General features: G+C 64.9%; 21 protein-coding genes. 8 read left to right on the forward strand and 13 right to left on the reverse strand.

Translation table 11 applies throughout. The features are described 5' to 3' along the window. Nucleotides 1-22: 22 nt before the first annotated feature. Genes ACVW17_RS37030 through ggt form a run of 3 tightly spaced genes read right to left on the reverse strand, consistent with a single transcriptional unit; the run spans nucleotide 23 to nucleotide 3,156 of the window. A complete protein-coding gene (locus tag ACVW17_RS37030; protein WP_456798822.1) occupies nucleotides 23-1,030 on the reverse strand; it encodes a D-2-hydroxyacid dehydrogenase family protein in 1,008 nt (335 codons plus the stop codon). Nucleotides 1,031-1,076: 46 nt separating this feature from the next. Continuing rightward, complete coding sequence (locus ACVW17_RS37035) at nucleotides 1,077-1,535, reverse strand: FKBP-type peptidyl-prolyl cis-trans isomerase (RefSeq protein ID WP_456798823.1); 459 nt, start codon at nucleotides 1,533-1,535, stop codon at nucleotides 1,077-1,079. Between the two features lie 34 nt (nucleotides 1,536-1,569). Continuing rightward, nucleotides 1,570-3,156, reverse strand: a complete 1,587-nt coding sequence (gene ggt / locus ACVW17_RS37040; protein WP_456798824.1) for a gamma-glutamyltransferase — start codon at nucleotides 3,154-3,156, stop codon at nucleotides 1,570-1,572. A 200-nt stretch (nucleotides 3,157-3,356) separates the two neighbouring features. Between ggt and trhO the strand changes: the two genes are divergently transcribed. Both trhO and ACVW17_RS37050 read left to right on the forward strand, forming a co-directional pair. Next, nucleotides 3,357-4,109 carry an oxygen-dependent tRNA uridine(34) hydroxylase TrhO gene (gene trhO, locus ACVW17_RS37045; protein WP_456798825.1) on the forward strand — a complete coding sequence of 251 codons (753 nt, stop codon included), beginning with the start codon at nucleotides 3,357-3,359 and terminating at the stop codon, nucleotides 4,107-4,109. Then, nucleotides 4,102-4,317 (forward strand): SlyX family protein, encoded by a 216-nt coding sequence (locus tag ACVW17_RS37050; RefSeq protein ID WP_456749716.1) that lies wholly within the window; start codon nucleotides 4,102-4,104, stop codon nucleotides 4,315-4,317. The genes trhO and ACVW17_RS37050 overlap by 8 nt, the downstream gene beginning before the upstream one ends. 30 nt (nucleotides 4,318-4,347) lie before the next feature. Here ACVW17_RS37050 and ACVW17_RS37055 read toward each other — a convergent pair whose 3' ends face one another. Continuing rightward, nucleotides 4,348-5,235 carry a LysR family transcriptional regulator gene (locus ACVW17_RS37055; protein WP_456749717.1) on the reverse strand — a complete coding sequence of 296 codons (888 nt, stop codon included), beginning with the start codon at nucleotides 5,233-5,235 and terminating at the stop codon, nucleotides 4,348-4,350. A 398-nt stretch (nucleotides 5,236-5,633) separates the two neighbouring features. On the opposite strand from ACVW17_RS37055, the gene ACVW17_RS37060 reads away from it, so the two are divergent. The 3 genes from ACVW17_RS37060 to ACVW17_RS37070 are packed head-to-tail and all read left to right on the forward strand — an operon-like array spanning nucleotide 5,634 to nucleotide 8,043. After that, nucleotides 5,634-6,047, forward strand: a complete 414-nt coding sequence (locus ACVW17_RS37060) for a TadE/TadG family type IV pilus assembly protein (RefSeq protein ID WP_456798826.1) — start codon at nucleotides 5,634-5,636, stop codon at nucleotides 6,045-6,047. A 1-nt stretch (nucleotide 6,048) separates the two neighbouring features. Continuing rightward, nucleotides 6,049-7,707 carry a TadG family pilus assembly protein gene (locus ACVW17_RS37065; RefSeq protein ID WP_456798827.1) on the forward strand — a complete coding sequence of 553 codons (1,659 nt, stop codon included), beginning with the start codon at nucleotides 6,049-6,051 and terminating at the stop codon, nucleotides 7,705-7,707. A 45-nt stretch (nucleotides 7,708-7,752) separates the two neighbouring features. After that, nucleotides 7,753-8,043 carry a PilZ domain-containing protein gene (locus tag ACVW17_RS37070; protein ID WP_456749720.1) on the forward strand — a complete coding sequence of 97 codons (291 nt, stop codon included), beginning with the start codon at nucleotides 7,753-7,755 and terminating at the stop codon, nucleotides 8,041-8,043. Between the two features lie 224 nt (nucleotides 8,044-8,267). On the opposite strand, the gene ACVW17_RS37075 is transcribed toward ACVW17_RS37070, so the two are convergent. Next, complete coding sequence (locus ACVW17_RS37075) at nucleotides 8,268-8,453, reverse strand: hypothetical protein (protein WP_456798828.1); 186 nt, start codon at nucleotides 8,451-8,453, stop codon at nucleotides 8,268-8,270. A gap of 121 nt (nucleotides 8,454-8,574) precedes the next feature. On the opposite strand from ACVW17_RS37075, the gene hemE reads away from it, so the two are divergent. Further along, nucleotides 8,575-9,621, forward strand: a complete 1,047-nt coding sequence (gene hemE / locus ACVW17_RS37080) for a uroporphyrinogen decarboxylase (RefSeq protein ID WP_456798829.1) — start codon at nucleotides 8,575-8,577, stop codon at nucleotides 9,619-9,621. Between the two features lie 235 nt (nucleotides 9,622-9,856). Here hemE and ACVW17_RS37085 read toward each other — a convergent pair whose 3' ends face one another. From ACVW17_RS37085 to ACVW17_RS37105, 5 genes are all read right to left on the reverse strand, one after another. Then, nucleotides 9,857-11,188, reverse strand: coding sequence for an IS1182 family transposase (locus tag ACVW17_RS37085; RefSeq protein WP_456756305.1), 1,332 nt, complete (start codon nucleotides 11,186-11,188; stop codon nucleotides 9,857-9,859). Nucleotides 11,189-11,418: 230 nt separating this feature from the next. Beyond that, nucleotides 11,419-12,243: an IS5 family transposase gene (locus tag ACVW17_RS37090; protein ID WP_456798830.1), complete on the reverse strand. Its 825-nt coding sequence runs from the start codon at nucleotides 12,241-12,243 to the stop codon at nucleotides 11,419-11,421. A gap of 105 nt (nucleotides 12,244-12,348) precedes the next feature. Beyond that, complete coding sequence (locus ACVW17_RS37095) at nucleotides 12,349-13,962, reverse strand: GMC family oxidoreductase (protein WP_456798831.1); 1,614 nt, start codon at nucleotides 13,960-13,962, stop codon at nucleotides 12,349-12,351. A 59-nt stretch (nucleotides 13,963-14,021) separates the two neighbouring features. Beyond that, complete coding sequence (gene mhpA / locus ACVW17_RS37100; RefSeq protein WP_456798832.1) at nucleotides 14,022-15,611, reverse strand: bifunctional 3-(3-hydroxy-phenyl)propionate/3-hydroxycinnamic acid hydroxylase MhpA; 1,590 nt, start codon at nucleotides 15,609-15,611, stop codon at nucleotides 14,022-14,024. Nucleotide 15,612: 1 nt separating this feature from the next. After that, nucleotides 15,613-16,608, reverse strand: coding sequence for a VOC family protein (locus ACVW17_RS37105; protein ID WP_456798833.1), 996 nt, complete (start codon nucleotides 16,606-16,608; stop codon nucleotides 15,613-15,615). A 278-nt stretch (nucleotides 16,609-16,886) separates the two neighbouring features. Between ACVW17_RS37105 and ACVW17_RS37110 the strand changes: the two genes are divergently transcribed. Beyond that, complete coding sequence (locus tag ACVW17_RS37110; RefSeq protein ID WP_456798834.1) at nucleotides 16,887-18,848, forward strand: putative bifunctional diguanylate cyclase/phosphodiesterase; 1,962 nt, start codon at nucleotides 16,887-16,889, stop codon at nucleotides 18,846-18,848. Nucleotides 18,849-19,009: 161 nt separating this feature from the next. Here ACVW17_RS37110 and ACVW17_RS37115 read toward each other — a convergent pair whose 3' ends face one another. Genes ACVW17_RS37115 through ACVW17_RS37125 form a run of 3 tightly spaced genes read right to left on the reverse strand, consistent with a single transcriptional unit; the run spans nucleotide 19,010 to nucleotide 21,804 of the window. Beyond that, the gene (locus tag ACVW17_RS37115; protein WP_456798835.1) at nucleotides 19,010-19,990 is read right to left on the reverse strand and encodes a PDR/VanB family oxidoreductase; all 981 of its coding nucleotides are present in this window, start codon (nucleotides 19,988-19,990) and stop codon (nucleotides 19,010-19,012) included. 12 nt (nucleotides 19,991-20,002) lie between these two features. Beyond that, nucleotides 20,003-20,749, reverse strand: coding sequence for a GntR family transcriptional regulator (locus ACVW17_RS37120; protein ID WP_456749727.1), 747 nt, complete (start codon nucleotides 20,747-20,749; stop codon nucleotides 20,003-20,005). A 5-nt stretch (nucleotides 20,750-20,754) separates the two neighbouring features. After that, nucleotides 20,755-21,804 carry an aromatic ring-hydroxylating dioxygenase subunit alpha gene (locus tag ACVW17_RS37125; protein ID WP_456798836.1) on the reverse strand — a complete coding sequence of 350 codons (1,050 nt, stop codon included), beginning with the start codon at nucleotides 21,802-21,804 and terminating at the stop codon, nucleotides 20,755-20,757. A gap of 190 nt (nucleotides 21,805-21,994) precedes the next feature. Between ACVW17_RS37125 and ACVW17_RS37130 the strand changes: the two genes are divergently transcribed. Beyond that, entirely contained in the window at nucleotides 21,995-22,720 is a 726-nt protein-coding gene (locus ACVW17_RS37130; protein WP_456749729.1) for a GntR family transcriptional regulator, read from the forward strand. Nucleotides 22,721-22,749: the final 29 nt, after the last annotated feature.

Genomic DNA, 22,749 nt, shown 5'->3' on the forward strand with positions numbered 1-22,749 from the left:
GTCCGAGCGTTGACGACGCCGGTCAGCCGCGCGGGCGCGGATGTGTCAGCACATCCGGATGTGCAAGCACATCCGGATTCACCACATTGGTCGGCGTACCGGCCGCATAGGCGACGATCTGATCGAAGATGTCGGTGAACTGGATCTCGTATTCGTCGCGCGAGACGTAGCCGAGATGCGGCGTGCAGACCACATTGTCCATGTTGAGCAGCGGGTCGGCCGTGTCGCGCAGCGGCTCCTTCTCGTAGACGTCGATCGCGGCCATGCCGGGGCGGCCGGCGCGTAGCGCGTCGACCAGCGCGCCCGGCTCGATCAGCGGCGCTCGGCTGGTGTTGACGATCAGCGCGGTGTCTTTCATCCGCGCGAGGTCTTCCGCCTTGACGATGCCGCGCGTCGCGTCGACCAGCCGCATATGCAGCGACAGCACGTCGCAGCGGGCGAAGAAATCGGCCTTGCTGGCCGCCGTCTCGTAGCCGTCGGCTCGCGCCTTGGCCAGCGCGCCTTCGCGCGCCCAGACCAGCACGTTCATGCCGAACGCCTTGCCATAACCGGCGACCACGGCGCCGATACGTCCGTAGCCATAGATGCCGAGCGTCTTGCCGCGCAGCGTATGACCGACGCCGATCTGCCACTTGCCGGCCTTCAGCGCCGCCATCTGCTGCGGGATCGCCCGCATCGCCGCGAGGATCAGACCCCAGGTGAACTCGGCGGTGGCGTAGGACGGGGTATCGGCATGCTGGCTCGACGACACGATAATGCCGAGCCGGGTGCAGGTGCCGATGTCGATATGCGGATAGACGCTGCGCTGGCTGATCAGCTTCAGCTTCGGCAGCCGTTCGAGCAGCGGCGTGCGGATCTGGGTCCGTTCGCGGATCAGCACCAGCGCGTCGGTATCGGAGAGCCGCTCGGCAAGCGCGTCGACGTCCTGGACATGATCGTTCCAGATCGTGACGTCGTGGCCATCGAGCTTGCGGAAGCAATCGAGGGTGCGCAGCGTGTCGAAATAATCGTCGAGGATCGAGATCTTCATCGCTGCGCCCCTCTTGTCGTGGGCCGGGTAATTGGCGGCCGGTGGCTTACTTCACACCGAGCAGTTCGACGTCGAACATCAGCGTGGCATTCGGCGGGATCACGCCGCCGGCGCCGCGCGCGCCGTAACCGAGGTTCGGCGGGATGATCAGCGTCCGCTTGCCGCCGACCTTCATGGTGGCGACGCCCTCGTCCCAGCCCTTGATGACGTGGCCCTGGCCGATCGGAAACTCGAACGGCTCGTTGCGGTCGACGGACGAGTCGAATTTCTTTCCCTTCTGGCCGTTCTCGTAGAGCCAGCCGGTGTAGTGCATGACGCAGGTCTGGCCGGGCTTCGGCGAAGCGCCGGTGCCGACCTTGCTGTCGATGATCTGAAGGCCTGAAGCTGTGGTCATGGGCTTTCCTGCGGTTTGAGCCGTTGCCGTTCCGGCGGCAACGGACGTGGAGACTGCCGCCGCAAGGCCGGCGAACGCAGTCTTGATGATCGTGCGTCGTGAAGATTGCATCCCGGACGTCCTTCCTTGATTGATATCGATCCGATCAGTAGCCGAGCGCGCAGCCGTCCTTGCGCGGATCGGAGCCGCCGGTCAGCGTGCCCTTGTCCCAGTCGATCCAGATGCCCTGGCCGCCGCCGAGCGGGGCGACCACGCTGGTGGTCTTGTGGCCGATCTTCTTCAGGCCTTCGACGATCTCCGCCGGCACCGAATCCTCGAGCTGGTAGACGCCCTCGTAATGCAGGCCGCGCGGCATGTCGATCGCCTCCTGCACGTCGCAGCCATAGTCGAGCATGTTGGTCAGCACATGGGTCTGGCCCACCGGCTGATACTGTCCGCCCATCACACCGAACGACATCACGGAGCGACCGTTCTTCGTCGCCAGCGCCGGGATGATGGTGTGCAGCGGACGCTTGCCCGGCGCGATGCAGTTCGGATGGCCGGGCTGGATGCGGAAGCCGCCGGCGCGGTTCTGCAGCAGGACGCCGGTCTTGTTGGAGACGATCGCCGAGCCGAACGAATGCGCGATCGAGTTGATGAAGGAGCAGACGTTGCGATCCTTGTCGACCACCGTGATGTAGACCGTCGACGGGTTCATCGGCGGCGCCACGTTCGGCAGGTCGAGCAGGCCGTCCATCCGGATGTTCTTGATGTGCTCGTCGGCGAATTCGCGGGCGAGGATGCCGGCGACATCGACATGCACCTGCTGGGGATCGCCGATATGCTGCTCCCGCATCATGTAGGCGATGCGCGCAGCCTCGGCTTCGAGGTGGAAACGCTCGACGCTGAGCGGCTTGTATTTGGTCAGGTCGAAGCGCGACAGGATGTTGAGCATCACCAGCATGGTGATGCCGGGGCCGTTCGGCGGGCACTGCCAGACGTCATGCCCCTTGTACATGGTGCCGATCGGCGCGGTGGCCTCGGTCGAATGCGCCGCGAAGTCTTCCAGCGTGTGCAGGCCGCCGATGCCGCGCAGCGTGTCGACCATGTCGGCGGCGATCTCGCCGCTATAGAAAGCGTCGCGGCCCTTTTGCGCGATCGCGCGCAAGGTCTTGCCGAGCTCGGGCTGGCGGATCACGTCGCCGGCAACCGCAGGCTTGCCATGCGGCAGCAGATAGCGCTCGGTATTGGTGCCGTTCTTCAGCTTCTCGTAGCCGTTCTTCCAGTCGAAGGCGATGCGCGGCGCGACGACGTAGCCCTCTTCGGCGGCCTTGATCGCGGGCTGCAGCAGCCGGTCGAAGCCGAATTTGCCGTGATCCCGCAGGATCACGTCCCAGGCATCGATCGCGCCGGGAATGCTGACGGCATGCGCGGAGGTCAGCGGCACCGAATGGATCTTGCGTTCGAGATACCACTCGACATTGGCCGCCATCGGCGCCCGGCCGCTGCCGTTATAGGCCGTGATCTTGCCCTCGCCCTTCGGCTGGATCAGGGCAAAGCAGTCGCCGCCGATGCCGGTCGATTGCGGCTCGATGACGCCGAGCAGCGCGCAGGCGGCGACCGCAGCGTCGGCCGCCGTGCCGCCCTCGCGCATCACCTCGATGGCCACCAGCGCTGCCTCGGGATGCGAGGTCGCCACCATCGCGTTCTGGGCATGGACCGTGGAACGGCCGGCGAAATGGAAATTCCTCATAACGGAGTGCTCGCTTGATCGTGGTCTGATGTTGCCGCGACGGATGATGGCAAGGGATGGCAAGGGATGCCAAAGGATGCAGAGTACATGGCACATTCATCCCCGGCAGGGCAATGCCTGGCATGCCAGAGGAATTATCCCGATTATGCATGGCTTTGCGGGGTTTCGCCGGTCTGAGCGGCCTGATAAACCCCGGGGCCATGCCCCTCAAGGTCGCCGCCTTCTACCAATTCGCCGCGCTGCCGGATTTCCGCGCACTGCGCGAGCCGCTGCGCGCGCTCTGCGCCGGGCTCGATCTCAAAGGCAGCGTGCTGCTGGCGCATGAGGGCATCAACGGCACCCTTGCAGGCAGCTGCGACGGCATCGATGCCTTCGTCGCGGAGCTCGGACACGGGCCGCTGTTCGGCGGACGTTTCGACAATCTCGAGCTGAAATTCTCCGAAGCCGCCAAGATGCCGTTTCAGCGGCTGAAGGTGCGGCTGAAGAAGGAGATCGTGACGCTCGGCGACAGCACGGTCGATCCGACCCGGCAGGTCGGCACCTATGTCGACGCCAGCGACTGGAACGCACTCATCACCTCGCCTGACGTCATGGTGCTCGACACCCGCAACGCATTCGAGGTCGCGATGGGCACCTTCGAGGGCGCGGTGGATCCCAAGATCGCGAGCTTTGGACAATTCAAGGACTTTGCCGCGCAACAACTCGATCCGGCGAAGCACCGCAGGATTGCGATGTTCTGCACCGGCGGCATCCGTTGCGAGAAGGCCAGCGCCTATCTGCTGGCGCAAGGCTTCACCGAGGTCTATCACCTCAAGGGCGGCATCCTCAGATATCTCGAGGACATTCCGCAGCAGGACAGCCGCTGGCGCGGCGGCTGCTTTGTGTTCGACGAGCGTGTCGCGCTCGGCCACGGCCTGCACCAACATGGATGCGGGGACGCCGTCCATGAGTGACGCGGCAGGACTGAGCGAACGGATCGACGCGCTGGAGGTCCGCCTGACCTACCAGGACGAAACCATCGAGACGCTGAACCAGACCATCACCGCACAATGGAAGCAGATCGACGCGCTGACCCGCCAACTCGCCGAGTTGCGCGACCGGCTGCAGGACGCCGAACGTCAAGCGCCGGGGCCCGCCAACGAGCGCCCACCGCACTATTGATCGGAACCGCGGGATTGCCGCGGCACCGGACTACATGTTGCTCACCTGACGCATCGGCTTCGCGCCGCTGAAGAACAGGCTGGACAAACGCTGCACCATCGCCGTCGCACGGCTGCCTTCGAGGCCCGGGCGAACACACAGCAGGCGCTTCTGCACCGGCAGTTCCGGAAGATAATAGTCCTTCGCCGAAATCAACGAAGACGGGATCATCCGCTCGGGGCATGCCGTCAGGCCGTACCCGGCCCGTGCGGCCTCCAGTCGCAGCTGGTGGTTCGGGCTCCTGAATACGATCTTGTACGAGATGTTGTGCTTGGTGAGCGTCCGGATCATCCAGTCGTCACCCGGCCACGCCAGGATCGGGATCGGGGCGCCCGGCCGCAGCACAAAATCGCGTGATCGTACCCAGACCGAACGTTCGTCGGCCTCGGCGGCGATGGTCACCTCGTCTTCGTTCTCGAGCGAAGGGTTGCTGTAGACGAAGGCGATGTCGATGTAGCCGTCGATCAATCCCCTGATGACGATCGGCGACATGTCGGCGTGAACCAGCATATCGGCGAGGGCATCGGCCGGATGGAGCTTGAGGAATTCGTCGGCGAGCATCGTGCTCATTCCCAACCGCAATGGCTGGGGTCCTTCATGACTGCCACCGAGTCGAAGCAGTTGATCGTTGGCTTCGAGGATTCGCCTGGCCTGCTGCACGGCAACCTTGCCGAGTTCAGTAGTCGTGGTGCCGTTCGCTGTTCTAACGAACAGCGCGCCGCCAACCAGGCTTTGCAATCGCTTGACCTGTGAACTGATCGCCGGCTGACTGAGGCCGAGACGTTCACCGGCTTTCGACAGACTTCCCGTCTCTGCAATCGCAACGACGGTGCGAACAATCTCAGTCGGAATATTCAAATGCTGACGTGGTCTGTGCATCGCGAGCCCTCCAATCTCAGCACGGGACGCAGTTACGATCTCCATAGTATGTGATTCAGCTATACTAACATTTGGTTGCACTTTCGTTTAGCCTCAATTTGTCGCGACGCCGCAGCAACTGCGGCTTATATGTATCGTTACGTGCATTGCCACGTAGTGCTACGGTATCGGACAGCTGCTTCTGCACACATGCGCAGCACACCGACACCGTCGACCCCCGGATTTCTGCGGATATGGCATCAAACATTTTGATTGCCCCATAACGTGCGGCGCACCCGATAACTTCCGACGCGGTCATTGATCTGAATTGACGTCACTGATTCGCGAAAGCGTTTTCATAGTTTTCCTTAATCAAAGCCTCGCAACGTGACGCCGTAGCTTGCGTGTCGAGGTGTGCAATGACCAGTTTTTTTCGCTGTCGAAGCGGCGCTTCCGCTGTCGAATTTGCGCTGATGCTGCCGCTGTTTCTCGCCTTCATTTTCGGCATCATCGTATTCGGCTCATATCTCGCCATGGTGCATGGCGTTCAGCAACTCGCCGCCGAGGCGGCGCGATCGTCGATCGCTGGCATGACGGATACCGAACGCAACAGCCTCGCGACCAACTACGTCACCGCCAACGCCGCGACCTATCCGCTGCTCGTTGCCAGCAATCTCACGGTCAATGCGGCGCCGTCCCCATCGAATGCCAACGTCTACGTCGTGACGGTCAACTACAACGCGGCCGGCAACTTCATCTACAAGCTGCCGTTCGTCCCGGCGCCGGCGAGCACGATCGTGCGCTCGGCGGCCATCCAATACGGGGGGTTCTAGGATGACGGGCATCTTCATGCTGATGCGGCGTTTCGGCGCCGACGAACGCGGCAACTTCGCGATGATCTCGGCCGGCCTGATGACGCTCGTGATCGGGTGCGCCGGGCTCGCAATCGACCTTGGCACGATCTTCGCCGACCGGCGCAAGACCCAGAGCACCGCGGACCTCGCCGCGATCGTCACCGCCGCCAATCTGAGCAATCCGGTCAACGCCGCCACCGCGACGGTGACGCAGAACAACTATCCGGCCAGCGCGCTGGTCAAGGTCGAGACAGGGACCTACACCGCAAACAGCGCCATCGCGCCGCAGTCCCGCTTCGTGACCCCGGCGGTCGGCACCGCCAATGCCGCGCGCGTCACGCTGACGACCCAGACGCCGCTCTATTTCGCGCGCTATTTGACCGGCGCCAGCAGCTTCAACATCACGACCACCGCAACCGCGACATCGACCGAAATGGCCTCGTTCGCGATCGGCTCACGGCTGCTCTCGGTCAATGGCGGCGTGCTCAACGCGCTGCTCGGCTCGATGCTCGGCACCACGCTGTCGCTCTCGGTGATGGACTACAATTCGCTGATCAGCGCCAAGATCGACGCCCTGGATTTCCTGTCGGCGCTGGCAACCCGGGTCAATTTGACCGGCGTCACATACAGCGACCTGCTGAGCAGCAACATCAAGGTCGGCGACATCATCGCGGCCGCGCTGTCGACGCAGCAGATCACCAATGGCGCGAACGCCGCGACGACCGCGCTGTCGACGATCTCCCAGGCCGTCACCGGCTCTTCAACCAAGATTTCGCCGGGCACCCTGATCGATCTCGGCCCGTTCGCCAACCTCACGGTGGGGCAAAAACCCAAGGTCGGCGCCAGCGTTTCGGTATTCGATCTCGTCAACACGGTGGCTCAGATCGCCAATGGCAACAATCAGATTGCAACCTCGGTCAATCTCGGCCTGCCCGGCATCGCCAATGTGTCCGTGATCGCAACGATCGGCGAACGCCCGGTCGGTTCGAGCTGGATCGCGATGGGCACCCAGGGCGTGAGCGTGCACACCGCGCAGACCAGGGTCCTGGCGACCATCAATGTGCTCGGTTCCGGCAGCATTGCGTCGATCAATCTGCCGGTCTATGTCGAGGTCGCCTCCGGAACCGCGACGCTCAACGCGGTGTCCTGCGGCCATCCGAACATCAACACCTCGCAGGTCACGATCGGCGTGACGCCGGGAATCGTGGATGCCTGGATCGGCAACGTCACGACGGCCGACATGACCAATTTCACGACCAAGCCCAATCCACCTCCGGCACTGCTGGCCACTGTGCTGGGGATCCAGATCACGGGCCTCGCTCATGCCGGCATGGGCAACACCTCGCCGACCAACGTCAATTTCAGCTACAGCGACATCCAGTCCGGGACCAAGAAGACGGTGACGACGACCAACTTCCTGACGTCGCTGACCAGCACCCTGCTCGGCAACCTCTCGCTCACCATCGCAGGCATTCCACTCCCGGGATTGGGCGCGCTGGTGATGAGCATCCTGAGCGCCGTGACGAGCCCGATCGATCAAGTGCTGGCGACGCTGCTCTCGACGCTCGGCATCGGGCTCGGCCAGGTCGACGTCTGGGTGCTGGGCATCCGCTGCGACGGCGCCGTGTTGGTCAATTAGGGGCGCGACCGCAACGGAGCATCATGTCGGGGTAGGGAGACGGCCGTGAGTACAACAATAAGAAGATACAAGACCGACAGCCAGCGGACGCCCCTGATGAAGCGCGGAACGATCCTGTTCCGCAACACCAGCGTCGGATGCCTGGTGCTGAACATCTCGACCGGAGGCGCCGGGCTTGCGGTGGAAAGCGACGAGGCGATCCCGTTCGCGTTCGATCTCGAGATCGAGAGTGAGCCGATCCGGCGGCATTGCATTCTGGTCTGGCGCCTCGAGCGCCGGCTCGGCGTGACCTTCGAATTCGACCGGATGCAGCGCCCGGAAAGCGGCCCGGTCTAGCCTAGTCCAATGATCACGACGTGCGGGCGGCTTCGCTGATCGAAGCCGCCCGCAAATATATTAGGCGTGCAGCGTCAGCCACAGGATAACAGCGATTGCCGCCGCCACGATCGCGCTCCACGCCACGGGCGCGGTGCGCTTCGAGCCGCCGCTGCGCAGCCAATGGTTCCTCGCATGGCTGAACTCATCTTGCATCGTGGTTAGCAAGCGCTGGGATATACCAGCTAATTGTCCCGATTGCCGTCGTGCTTCGACGGCGCGGGCTGCGTCACGCTGACCGGATCGGAAGCGGGGAAGGTATCCTCCAGTCCCTCCTTGAGCCGCGAGCGCGCCTTGGCGTCGGCAGCCTGCGCCTCGTGCGGCTTCTCGGCATGCTTGTCATGCGGGGCAGGATCGAATTTCTCGGTCATCTCGTCCCTCCATTCGGGGAGACAACGGCCGGTACAGAGGCCGGTTCCAGAACCGCCTTGGCCCATTGCGCCGCAGCGTGTATCAGGGGCGCAAATTTGACCGTGCTCAGGAACTAGCCACGTGCCCCAGGATTCCACCAAGAAGCCGTTCATCGAGGTCCTGTCGGGCCACCGCCTGGCCGTGCCACCGCTCTGGATGATGCGGCAGGCCGGCCGCTACCTGCCGGAATATCGTGAGCTGCGCGCCAAGGCCGGCGGCTTCCTCGATCTCTGCTTCACGCCCGAGTTCGCCACCGAAGTCACGCTGCAGCCGATCCGCAGGTTCAATTTCGATGCCGCGATCATCTTCTCCGACATCCTGGTGATCCCCTATGCGCTCGGCCGTTCGGTGCGCTTCGAGGCCGGTGAAGGGCCGCGGCTCGATCCGCTGGCAACGCCGGGCGAGATCGCCACGCTGGCCACGCAGGCCAATTTCGACCAGCTTGAGCCGGTGTTCGAGGCGCTGCGCCGGGTCCGGCGCGAGCTTGCGCCCGAGATCGCCCTGATCGGCTTCTGCGGCGCGCCTTGGACGGTCGCGACCTACATGGTGGCCGGACAGGGCACGCCGGACCAGGCCCCGGCACGGATGCTCGCCTATCGCCATCCGGACGCCTTCGCCGGGATCATCGACGTCCTGGTCGAGAACTCGATCCACTATCTGGTCGGCCAGTTGAAGGCCGGCGCCGACTGCCTGCAGATCTTCGACACCTGGGCCGGCGTGCTGCCGCCGCGCGAATTCGCCCGCTGGTCGATCGAGCCGACGAAACGCATCGTTGCCGGCGTGCGCAAGCAGGTCCCCGGCGCCAGGATCATCGGCTTCCCGCGCGGTGCCGCGGGCATGCTGCCGGCCTATGTCGAAGAGACCGGCGTCGATGCCGTCTCGATCGATTGGGCGGCCGAGCCGTCGATGATCCGCGAGCGCGTGCAGAGCCGCGTCGCGGTGCAGGGCAATCTCGATCCGCTAGCCCTGATCGCCGGCGGCACAGCGCTCGACCGCGCGGTGGACGACGTGCTGGAGAATTTCGGCAAGGGCCGGCTGATCTTCAATCTCGGCCACGGCATCCTCCCCGAGACGCCGATCGCCCATGTCGAGCAGATGGCCGCGCGGGTACGGGCGTATAAGGGGTAGAGCCCTGTAGCCCGGATGGAGCGTAGCGCAATCCGGGTTTCTCCCCTCAGTCGATGGTGTGGCCCCGGATTACGCTTCGCTTCATCCGGGCTACGCCAGTTCATTGCGGGCTACGCCCCACTCCATCACCGTCACCCTGAGAGCTTGTGACGGATTCGGCTCCTGCGGAGTTTTTGGCGGCTGTTCGTCGCAGCAATTGGCAGGTTTGAGTTCGAGTTCGGCGATGACCCGTTGTTTAGGCTCTGGAGAGGCGGTTGCCTTGCAGGATGTTGTTGACGAGGGCGTACCAGAGCACGACGGCACGGACCTTTTCGATGCCGCGCACGGTCAATTGCCGCAGGTCCCAATTGCGCCAGCGGGCATGGATGCACTCGCAGATCGACCGGGACCTGTATCGGGCCTTGCCCTCTTCGCTCGCCATTCGCGCACGCCAGGCCAACACCCCCGGACCGTCGCCGCGCCGCGGTAGATAGGGATCGGTACCGTGCTTGGATTGAGTGGGCGGACAAAAGATATCGATGCCCTCGGCATAGGCCCATTCGATGTCCTCGGCACTGCCAAAGCCGCCATCGACGAGATGGTCCTTGGGCAACCCTCCGGGCCGCGCACGCTGCCGCTCCAGCATGGGGCGCATCAGGCCGCGATCGGATCCGATGTTGCAAATTCTGGTGTCGACGACGATCTGCTCGCCGGCCACGCTCGTCACCTGCACGTTGTAGGCGGGGCGGAAGCCGCCGTTCGCCATCTTCATGACCCGTGCATAGGCGTCCGTCGTGGAGGCCCGCGGCTCCTTCGGCGTCTTGCCGTTGCCGCGACTTTCTTCGCGCTCCTTGCGCTGCTGCTTGATCTCGGCGAGCGCCGTCTGCGCCGCCTTCACCCGCGCGCTGCGTTCCCGCGCGGCCCGCTCCTTGGCTGCCCGGGCACGCTTATTGCTGGCGTCCGAGCGTGTGTCGACCTCGCGCTTGAGGTCTTCCACCACGGCCTCAGCCTGCGCCAAATGCTTATCCAGCGTCGCCTCGCGCCGGAACGAGGCGGCCCCGGCGCTGGCCCGGACCCGCATGCCATCCTGCGCCAAGGTCTCCAGATCGACGAGACCGGCCTTTGCCAACGCTGCCAGATGCTCACTGAGCAGTCGGTCAAGCAGATCGGCGTTGCCGACCCGGAAGTCCGCCAGCAGGTGATAGTTCACCGACACCCCGCCGCACAGCCAGCGATAGGCATCGTGGCTCTCGCACAGCCGCTCCAACGCCCGCGCGCTGCCAACGCCTTCGCTGGCGGCATAGAGCCACAGCGCCAGCAAAAGCCGGGGCGAGGTCGCGGGGTGACCGGGACGATCGCCGCGAGCCTTGATCCGGTCCTCCAACTCACTCAGATCAAGCTCTTCGACATAAGACCAGATCAGCCGCACCGGATGGTCTTCCCCGATCAGGCTCTCAATATCAACCGCTCGCAGCGCAATCTGGTCGCGCTGGGGCTCACGCAGCCGCGGAGCGCCGGGCAAGCCCGCTTCGACTGGTGGCTTCGCCTGCTCCGGCAGGTCCCCAAACAACTCATCGGCAGCCAACATCACCTCCCGCGAATCCATCATCGCCAGAGAATCACACCGCGCCGGCTTTCGGCTATAATGCTCGCTGAAACCCCAAAAAAATCACACCCTCTGAGGAGACCGCGCAGCGGTCGTCTCGAAGGGTCGACGGCCCGGACCTCTCCGAGCCGTCAGCGCGGGGCCGTGCATCCTTCGAGACGCGCGCGAGAGCGCGCTCCTCAGAGTCTGACTCAGAATAGGTCATTGATATCTCAGGCTCTGGCCAGTCGGCGGGATAGTAGACGAATGCTTGCGATGAGAACCCATGCCTCTGCGCTGGCGATGGTTGCCTCGAAGTCTTTGGCAAGCCGTCGATTGCGGCCGAACCAGGCAAACGTCCGTTCGACGACCCAACGTCGAGGTTCGGCTTTGAACGTTCCAACGCTTTGCGAGCGGGTGACGATTTCAATCGTCCATTGGCCCAGATCAGCGATGGCATCGAGCAGCTTTGGACCACGATAGACGCGATCGGCGAAGACGTGGCGCAGGCTAGGGAACAGGCGGCCAATGATCCGCAGCAGCGGCACTGCGCCGTGATTGTCCTGAAGGTTGGCGGGATGCACCTGCACAGCCAGCAAGGAGCCCTCAGTGTCGGTGACGATATGACGCTTGCGCCCCTTGACCCGCTTGGCCATGTCAAACCCGCTTGGACCGCCACTTTCCGTGGTCTTCACACTCTGGCTGTCGATAATCCCTGCCGTTGGGGTGGGGCTGCGTCCTTGCCGTTCTCGCATCCGCCGGACCAGAACGTCATTGATCGTGCGCCACAAGCCAGACCCGCGCCAATTGTAAAAGTAATACTGAACTGTCGAGCATGGCGGGAAGTCTTTCGGCAGTGCCCGCCATTGGCAGCCGCTGGCTCCAATGTAGAGAATTGCATTCATGATCACGCGCAGGTTGATCTCGCGCGGACGGCCGCGCCGGCATCGTGCAGGCATCAACGGCTCGATCAATCTCCACTCCGCATCCGTCATGTCGCTTGCATAACGAAGTCCGTCGCGCCGATATTGTTGGCGGGTGATTTTGGTCCAACTCATGTTGTGCTCCCTCGAGTCTTCGCAAACACGAAGGAATCACAACGGGCTGAAATCACTCAACTTTCTTTTTCGGTCAGGCTCTCAGGATGACGGAACTGAGTATTCCTACCGCGCATCCTCCAAAATCATGTCCGACGCCTTCTCCGCGATCATGATCGTCGGCGCGTTGGTATTGCCCGACATCAGGTCCGGCATCACGGAGGCATCGACCACGCGCAGACCGTCGATGCCGCGCACCTTGAGCCGCTGGTCGACCACCGCGAGCGGATCGTTGCCCATCCGGCAGGTCGAGGTCGGATGATAGACCGTGCTGCCGGTGCGGCGGCAGAACTCCAGCAGATCGTCGTCGCTGACCACCTTGGCGCCGGGATCGACTTCGCCAACCGCATATGATTTCAGCGCCGGTGCGGCCAGGATCTTGCGCAGGATGCGGATGCCGTCGATGAAGGCGCGGCGGTCGGTCTCGGTCGCGAGATAATTGATGCGGATCTCCGGCGGCACGCTGGGATCGGCGCTCCGGATCTTCAGCGAGCCGCGGCTCTCCGGACGCAGCTGGCAGACCGACGCCGTGAAGCCCGAGAACGGATGCAAATTCTCGCCCATCTTGTCGGTCGAGAACGGCAGGAAGTGGATCTGGATGTCGGGCGAGGCCAGCCGCGGGCTGGTCTTGAAGAACGCGCCGGAGGTGCCGGCGGCAATCGTCAGCGGCCCCTTGCGCAGTGCCGCGTAGCGCAGGCCCGCCATGACGCGGCGCACCGGATGATTGACGATGTCGTTCAGCGTGACGTTCTGCGCGCAGCGCGTGACGATGCGCACCTGCATGTGATCCTGCAGATCGTTGCCGACGCCGGGCGCGTCGAGCAGAATCTCGATACCATGCTGCTTCAACAGATCGGCCGGGCCGATGCCGGAGAGTTGCAGCAATTGCGGCGAGTTGTACGCGCCGCTCGACACCAGCACCTCCTTGCGCGCCTTCGCTGTGCGCAACTGCCCGCCCTGCTTGTAGGCGACGCCGTTCGCGCGCTTGCCGTCGAACAGGATGCGCTGCGCCAGCGCCGAGGTCTCGACATGCAGATTGCCGCGGGTCAGCGCCGGCCGCAGATAGGACCGCGCCGTCGAGGCGCGCCGGCCGCGCCGCGTCGTGGTCTGGAAGAAGCCCGCGCCCTCCTGGGTCGCGCCGTTGAAATCCGGGTTGGTTGGAATGCCGATCTCGGCCGCGGCGTGCACGAAGGCTTCCGACAGCGGGTCGTGATACCGCCAGTCCGACACCGGCAGCGGACCGCCGGTGCCGTGATATTTGTCGCCGCCGCGCTGCTGATCCTCGGCCTTTTTGAAATAGGGCAGCACGTCGTCATAGCCCCAGCCGGCATTGCCGCGCTGGCGCCAGCGGTCGTAGTCCTCGTGCTGGCCGCGCACATAGAGCAGGCCGTTGATCGAGCTCGAGCCGCCGAGCACCTTGCCACGCGGCTGGAACACCTGTCGGCCGTTCAGGCCGGGCTCCGGCTCGGTCTGGTACATCCAGTTGACGGATTTTTCCTTGAACAACTTGCCGTAGCCGAGCGGCACATGGATCCAGATGTTGCTGTCCTTCGGCCCGGCCTCGAGCAGCAGCACCGAGTGCTTGCCGTCGGCGCTCAGGCGGTTGGCGAGCACGCAACCGGCCGAGCCGGCACCGACGATGACGTAATCATACTCGGCCGCATCACTATTGTTGTTCACTGGTTTCCCCCGGAATTTCTTTGTTCCGGTGGTACAGACAAAGCACCGTCTTGAAAAGGCTAGGGCTCTGCGCTGAGGTTCTGGAGCAGTTGCCTGACAAGCATATTGAGCTCGTCGGCGTTCCCGGCGGCGCCGAACACATAACGATCGGGCCGCACAATGACGGCCGACGCGTCGTGTTGCTGCATCCACCCCGCGAACAGTCCGTCGCGCTCGACCACCGTCAGGATACCGTCAGTATCGCTGCTTTCGCCTGACGCAGCGATGACAACGCGCTGGCCGGCGAAACGCTGCCAGGCGGCACGAGATTCCTCCGACAGCCAAGCCATCGGCTCGGCGCTCGCCGTCGCAATCGCAAATTCCGGTTGCAGCAGATCGTCGAGCCGGCAGGTCCGCCCGTCCGGCGCACGCACATGCGGCTGCACGAACAGCCGCCCGGCAAGCACGGCATCGCGCGCGATCAGGCCGGTAACGAGATCGGGAATGAATTTCTGCCGGATGGTTTCGGCCGTGCCTGCCTTCAGCTCGGCGCGCAGCCGCAGGTCGCGTTCGGCCGCAGCCACCGGATCGAGCTCGCCGATGATCTTGCCGAACTCCTTGGCGCTGGCGACGACGGCGCGGACATGCGGCTTGCGCTCGATCTCGTAGCTGTCGAGCAGCGTCTCGTCAGCGTCACCGCGCAGCACCAGCCGCAGCTTCCAGGCGAGGTTCACGGCGTCGCGGATGCCGGCGCACAGCCCCTGCCCGAGGAACGGCGGCGTCTGGTGCACGGCATCACCCATCAGCAGCACGCGGCGATCGCGCCAGCGCTGCCCGAGCAGGGCGTGGAAACGATAGACCGCCGAGCGCCAGATCGTCAGGTCGGAGATGTCGGTGAAGCCCTTGAGCAGCCTCACCACATTGTCGGGCGCGCCGAACGCCTCGGGATCCTCGCCGGGCAGCAGCTTGATCTCCCAGCGCCGCAGATTGCGCGGCCCGGGAACGAAGGTGCCGGGGCGCTGTGGCCAGCAATACTGAAAGCTCTTGGCCGGCCGCTTGGCGGGGTCGCTGGTCAGCGTGTCGACCACCATCCACCATTCATCGAAGGCGAGATCGTCGAGGCCCACGCCGAGCTGCTTGCGCACAAAGCTGTTGGCGCCATCGCAGCCGACCAGATAGCGCGCGCGGATCGAAAACTCCTCGCCGGATTCGCGCCGCGCGGTCAGCATCACCGCGTCGTCGTCCTGCCGCAATGCCACGCCGGCGGCTGCAAGAACAACGTCGGCATGCGGAAAGCCGGCGAGCTTGTCGCGCAGCGCCTGCTCGAGGTCCGGCTGCACGAAGGTGACGTTCGGAATCCAGCCGAGCGGGAACGGCGGCGGCATCGGATCGAAGATCTTGATGATCTCGCCGTCGACGCCGAGATAGTGCGAGCCGTTATGCGGAGCGATCGCCTGCTCCATGAACTCGCCGAGCCCGATCGCCTGCAGCACGCGCAGCGCCTCATGGTCGAGCGTGATCGCACGCGGCTTGTCGTAGATCTCGGCGACGCGCTCGACGACGGCGACGCTCAGGCCCGCTTTCGCGAGCAGATTGGCGAAGATGGCACCGACCGGCCCGAGGCCGACGATCGCCACATCATGGCTGGAGTTCGCGGCCGACACTGACATGCTACTTCGCGAGGTAGCTCTCGAGCGTCACCGGCTTCGGCTTGATCTGCGGCTCGCGGATCGCGACACCTTCGAACGGCGTCGCTTCCTCGAACCAGGCCTGCCGCGCCGGCAGGCCCCACGGAAACGAGATCGTGTGGTCGGACGTATCCCAGCCGATCGGCTCGTTCTCGATGTCCATGATCTGGTAGTGCGTGTTGAACAGCTCGACGCGGTGTCCGTCGGGATCGCGCATGTAGACATACATCGCGTGCCCCGGCCCGTGCCGCCCCGGGCCGCGCTCGACGGCGGCGCCATAGCCGAGTTCACCGGCGATATCGCAGGCGTTCAGCAGATGATGAACCTCGGGCGCGAGGAACGCGAAATGATGCAGCCGCGGTCCGGCGCCGTTGAAGAACACGATGTCGTGCGGATTGCCCTTGCGTTGCAGGAACACGCCGCGCAGATCGAACGTGCCGGCGGGCGCGATGTACTCGCTGAGCCGAAAGCCGGCCGCGGTGTAGAACTCGCACGCCTTGCGGACCTCCGGGGTCAGCATCTGGTAGTGATCGAGGCGCAGCGCGGAGCCCCCGGCATGGCGGGTGAATCGGGTGATCATGCGCGGCTCGACCGGCATGGTGGCGCAGAACTCCAGCGGCGTGCCGGCCGGATCGGTCGCATGCAAGGTGCGGCCTTGATGCGGCACCTCGGCCCAGCCGGTCCGGCATCCATTGGCTTCGAGGAAGGCCTTGAGCCGGTCGAGATCGTCATCCCTGAACACCCGCAAGCCCAGCCGCGCGCAGACGGCGTCCGCGCCCTTGCGCAACACGAGGCTGTGATGACAGGCCTCCTCGACGCCGCGGAAATACAGCGCATCGCCCTCCTCCGCGGTCAAGATCAGCCCGATCACCTTCTCGTAGAACTGCCGGCTTGCCGCGAGGTCACGCACGGTCAGGACGACATGGCTGGCCCGCGTGATCCGGAACCCGGGATCGTGGTTCGTGGTCGGGAGGCTCATGCGCACCTTCTGGTTCTTGCCGTTCTCTTGCCGCTCGCGGGAACTCAAGTCATTGCGAAAAACCGGCGGGGGATCAAGCCGGGCGGCGCTAGGCAGCCTCTGCCGGTCCCCGACGTCCCGTCACGCATTTGTATCGATTTGTTAGCAATGCCCGCCAGTGGAACCGGAACCAGCGCCCGCCGTGGCAGGGTCCGTCCCAATAGTTCATAGTTTGTCAAAGGTTTGCAGAGAATTCTTCGCTGCTACGCCCTGGCCAACCGCGCAGCCAAACCAGTGAGATGCGTACCTATCTCAGATCATATTTCGCGGCCCTGTTCGCGGGTGACCTCGCGGCCTTCGGCGCACCACCGACGGATGACGCGCTTGCCGGTCACATCCGTGCCGAACAGGTATCGCTCGTGCTCGGCTACTCCTTCGGCATCATGCTGGCTAACGCCTGCAATGCGCTGGTGCTCGCTGCGGCGCTCTGGCAGTCGCCGGATTGGGCCTTTGCGCTGGTGTGGGCGGCCGCGGTGAGCAGCGCCGCGCTGTTCTTCGGGCTGCAGGCCCGCGCATCGCGCCGCGTCGCCAAGCCGCAATTCGTGTCGCGCCGAACCATGTACCGCCTGGTGCGCAATGCGCTGGCGCTCGGCGCGGCCTGGGGCGTCGTCCCGGTCGCCTTCTTCGCCGGTGCGTCGAGCGGCGGGCAATTGGTGATCACGTGTCTTTGCGCCGGAATGCTCGCCGGCGGCGCCTTCGCCTTCTCGACCATCCCGATCGCCGCGATCGCGTTCACCGCGCCGATCTTCGTCGGCATCGCGATCTGCCTCGGCCGGGACGGCGACTTCATCTATCTCCTGATGGCGGTGCTGGTGCTGGTCTACGGCTCCGTGCTGCTGCGCGGCGTGTTCGTCAATGCCTTCGAGTTCAGGCGGCGGATCATCGCCCAGCACGAGGCCGAGCGGACGGTGCGGCAGGATCCGCTGACGCATCTGCCGAACCGCGTCGCCTTCAACGAGGCGCTCAACGGCGCGCTGAGCCGGCTCGAGCGCTCGGGCGAGGAGTTCGCCGTGCTGCTGCTCGATCTCGATCGCTTCAAGGAGATCAACGACAGGTTCGGCCGGCCGGCCGGCGACGAATTCCTGGTGCAGGTCGCGGCGCGGTTGCAGCGCTGCACGCGCGCCGCCGAACATGTCGCGCGGATCGGCGGCGACGAGTTCGCGCTGATCATGTCCAATCTGACCCGGCCCGAGGACGCGCTGGCGATCGCCGACCGGTTCGTCGCGGCCTTCGCCGATCCGTTCCCGATCGACGGTTTCGAGATCACCGGCGCGATCAGCATCGGCATCGTGCTCGCGCCACGCGACGGCAACACCTCCCACGACCTGCTCAAGCATGTCGACATCGCGCTCTACCGGGCCAAGAAATCCGGCCCCGGCACGATCTGCTTCTTCGAGGCGAGCGACGACCAGTCGGCGCGCGACCGCCGCGCCTTGCAGCGGGATCTGGAACAGGCGATCGAGGCGGACCAGCTGTTCCTGGTCTACCAGCCGTTCCTCGACATCCGCAAAGGCCGCGTCACCGGCTTCGAGGCGCTGCTGCGCTGGCAGCATCCGGCGCGCGGCCTGATCCCGCCGAGCGTGTTCATCCCGATCGCCGAGGAGAGCGGGTTGATCCACCAGCTCGGCGAGTGGGTGATCCGCCGCGCCTGCGCGATGCTGTCGCGCTGGCCCGACGACATCAGGATCGCGGTGAATTTTTCCGCGGTCCAGTTCCAGAACGTCGGCATCCTGCAGACCATCGTCGAGGCGTTGGCCGAAGCCAACGTCGCGCCAAACCGGCTCGAGATCGAAATCACCGAATCGATGCTGATCTCGAAATACGGTTCGGCGCCGGCGATCCTGAACGGGCTGCTCGAGCTTGGGCTAACGGTCGCGCTCGACGATTTCGGCACCGGCTTCTCCTCGCTGACCTATCTGCGCAAGCTGCCGTTCAGCCGCATCAAGATCGATCAGTCCTTCATCCGCGACATGCTGACCCAGCCGGATTGCGCCGCGATCGTCAAATCGGTGATCGGCCTCGCGCAGGAGCTGAAGATCGGCGTCGTCGCCGAAGGCGTCGAGACCGCAGATCAGCTCGAATATCTGCGCCAGACCAGCTGCGACGAAGTGCAGGGCTATCTGATCGGCCGGCCGATGTCGGCCGGCGAGATCACTGCCCTGCTCGATCACGATCCGCGGCACTCGGTGCACGCGGCGTAACCTGGCGAACGGCTCCGCCCGTCATTGCGAGCCACCCGGTCGGCGCCGGATGACAGGCTCCGCTAAGCAATCCATCGGCCAGCAAACGCGGTTAGATGGATTGCGTCGTCGCTATCGCTCCTCGCAATGACGGCGGAGGCCAGAATCGTGACGCGGTCGCATCAGAGCGGATCGGCGCGATGCAACGTGTCCACCGTGATGGTGCCGCGGGCACGCGACACGCAGGCGCAGATCTTGCGGCTCTCCTGCTTCTGGTGGTCGCTGAAGAACACGTCGCGATGGTCGATCTCGCCGTCGACATCGACCACGTCGAGCGCACAGACCCCGCATTCGCCGCGCCGGCAGTCGCTCATCACCTCGTGGCCGGCTTCGTTCAGCACGTCCAGCATCGAGCGGTCGCGCGGGATCACGAACTCGGTGCCCTCGCCCCGGAGCCGCACGCGGAACGCCTCGGTCGGCAGCAGCCCGCTCGAACCAAAGGTCTCGTAGCGCAGATCGGTCATCGGACGGCCGGACGCTGCCCAGGCGCGCCGCGCCGCATCGAGCATCCGCATCGGCCCACAGAACAACGTCATCGTATCCCGCGGCAGGCCTGCGAAGACGCCGTCGAGGTCGAGCCGCCGGCCCTCGTCACCGGCATGGACGATGAGGCGATCACCGAGCAGACGTTCGAGCGCACCGAGATAGGCCGCGTCGCCGCGCGACCGCACGGCGTAGTGCAGCACGACACCGGCATCGCGGCGCGCCAGCGCCTGCGCCGCGCCGACGATCGGCGTGATGCCGACGCCGCCCGCGATCAGGCAGAACTGCCGCCGCGTCCAGTCGAGCTGCACCAGCGAGGCGGGCTGCGTGATGTTGAGCCGCGCGCCCGGCGCGAGCGACCACATGTAGCGCGAGCCGCCGCGGGAATCCGGTGCCCGACGCACCGCGATCCGATAGCCCTGCGGGTCGAATTCGCCGACCAGCGAATAGGAGCGGGTCTGCGGCTGGCCGTCGATGGTGACGCCGACATCGATATGGCTGCCGACCGGATAGGGCGTGGCGGTGAAATCGTCGGGCCGCAGCAGGAATTCGCGGATGCCGGTCGTGAGGTCGCGCACGGCAAGCAGCGTGGCGGGTGTCCAGGTTTCGATGAATCGCATGGCGCGCTCCGTTCAGCCGGCCGAGATCAGCGCAAGCGCCGGCAGCAGATCGAGATGGGTGCGGTTGCGCAGCGCCAGCCGCAGATTGCGCGCCGCAAGCCTTGCATGCTCGCGCATAACGGCCTCGGCGCGCGCGCCCTCGCGGTTCTCGATGGCGTCGACCACGACGCGATGATGATCCTGCCCGATCAGCAGGATCTGACGCGCCTCGGGCAAGACCGATTGCGCCATCACGAAGCCGCTCGGCGAGGCGAATGGCAGCGCCGAGGCGCGGTCGATCTGCCGGATCAGCGGCGGGCTGCGCGACAGCTCGGCCAGCAGCACGTGGAAGCGGGCGTTGAGCGCGACATAGGACGAAAACGCCTCGATCGAGATCGGCTCCTGCCGGACCAGGCCGTCGATCTCGTTGAGGCACTGCTTCAGCGGCTCGAGATCGCGCGACGAGACGCCGCGCTCGGCGGCAAAGCGCGCGGCCAATCCCTCCAGCGTGCCGCGCAGCTCGATCGAATCGAGGATGTCGCGCTCGGAAAATGCCTTGACCATGAAGCCGCCGGACGGGATCACCTCCAGCAGGCCTTCCTCTTCCAGCCGGACCAGCGCCATCCGCACCGGCGTGCGCGACACCCCGGTGACCTCGACCGCCTGCAATTCCGAGATGCGCTCGCCCGGCCGCAAGCCGCCGGAAACGATCAGCTCGCGCAGCGCGAGTTGCGCCCGCACGGTCTGCGACACTGAACGCTCGGCTTCGCGCTCCGCCATGCCGTCTACTCCGCCGCTTGCAGCTGCTGCGACGGGTTTTCCTTCGCCACCATGCGGTCGATGACACGGCGCGCCCACATCGCGCCGGCATCGATGTTGAGATTGTAGAACACGCGGTCCGGATTCTCGTCCATCGCGCGCTGCTGCGCTTCCAGGATGATCTCGTCCTCGTGGAAGATGCCGGCGACGCCGTCGCGGATTTCCGAGGTCAGCCGCTGCTCGGTGATGCGGTGGTTGCGGACGAAGGCCCAGAAGTAATGGCAGGTCTTCTCGGTTTCCGGCGTGATGGTGTTGAGCACATAGCCGTTGACGCCCTGCGAGCGATCGCCTTCCGGCGCGCCCGTTCCGGCCGGCGCGACGCCGACGTCGATGTTGACGGTGCACGGCGCCTCGAAGCGGATGATCTGCCAGCGATCGACCGGGCCCGGCTTCTGCAATTGCTTGGCCCAGAACGGCGGCGGCTCGATGCCCTGCATCCAGCGCGTCACGGTGACGGTCTTCTCGCCATGGGTGACGTCGAACGGCGCTTCGGCGACCGCGTCATTGCCGATGCTCGAGCCGTGCACGAAGGTCTCGTGGGTCAGGTCCATCAGATTGTCGACGACGAGGCGATAGTCGCATTTGACGTGGATGGTCTTGCCGTCGCCGGCCCAGGCCGGATCGTGGTTCCAGTGCATGTCAGGCACCAGCGCCGGATCGGCGAGCGCGGGATCGCCCATCCAGAGCCAGATGAAGCGGTGACGCTCGACGATGGGATAGGCGCGCACGCAGGCCGACGGATTGATCGTCTCCTGCGACGGCATGAAGGTGCAGCGGCCCTGCGCATTGTATTTCAGGCCGTGATAGCCGCAGACCACGGTGTCGCCGTCGAGCCGGCCCTTGGAGAGCGGCACCAGGCGATGCCAGCAGGCGTCCTCGAGCGCCACCACCTCGCCGTCGCCCTTACGATACATCACGACATGCTTGCCGCAGATCGTCCGCGGCAGCAGCGCATGCTTGATCTCGGCATCCCAGCCGGCCGCGTACCAGGCGTTCATTGGAAAGGGTTTTGGCACGAGATCCTCCCTAGCTGCATTCTGATTGTATACAAGATACGCCAATTCCGGCAATTTCCCAAGGGGAATTCTCGCTCATTCGTGCCGTCAAAGCCATACCAGTATACATTAACTATCAAGAGGGGTCTGCGTCCGAATAAAATCGATTTTCGATTGACGGCGACAAGGTCGTCCGCCAGTCTGCGCGGCCATGAACATCGCCTTGAGTTTTCGCGAGGGCCTGGCCGGCGACGGGCCGCGCAGCCTGACATCGGCGGTTCAGGAGCGGCTGCGGGCCGACATCCTGTCGACCCGGTTGCTTCCGGGCCAGAAGCTGCACATCGCAGGTCTCGCCAAGCAGTTCTCGGTCAGCCTCGCCGCCGTCCGCGAGGCATTGTCGCGCCTGGTGGCCGACGGCCTGGTGCAGGCTTCCGACCAGCGCGGCTTCCGCGTCTGCCCGGTCTCGCTCGCCGATCTCGCCGACGTCACGCAGACCCGGATCGACATCGAGGGACTTGCGTTGCGGCGCTCGATCGAACGCGGCGACGAGGCCTGGCTGTCGTCGGTCGCGGCGGCCTGGGAATCGCTGAAGGCCGTGCCGCATCGCTATCCCGACGACCCCACCGTGCATTACGAGGAATGGGTGGTCCGTCATCGCGTCTTCCATCGCGCGCTGGTCAATGCCTGTGGATCGCAATGGCTGCTCGGCTTCCGCGACGTACTGCATGAGCAGAGCGAGCGCTACCGGCGGCTTTCGATCCGCCGCGAGGTCGGCAGGGCGCGCGACGTCCAGGCCGAGCACGCCGCGATTGTGGACGCGGTTTTCGCCCGCGATGCGGATGCGGCAGTTCGCGCATTGTCAAAGCACTTCGGCACCACCAGGGAATTCGTCGAGCTCGCGGCTCCGCGCATCGCGGAGGTCAACGGCACGCCCTGATCCACGGCGCGCAAGGCGCCGCAAATAAC

Source organism: Bradyrhizobium sp. USDA 4473 (assembly GCF_054063335.1).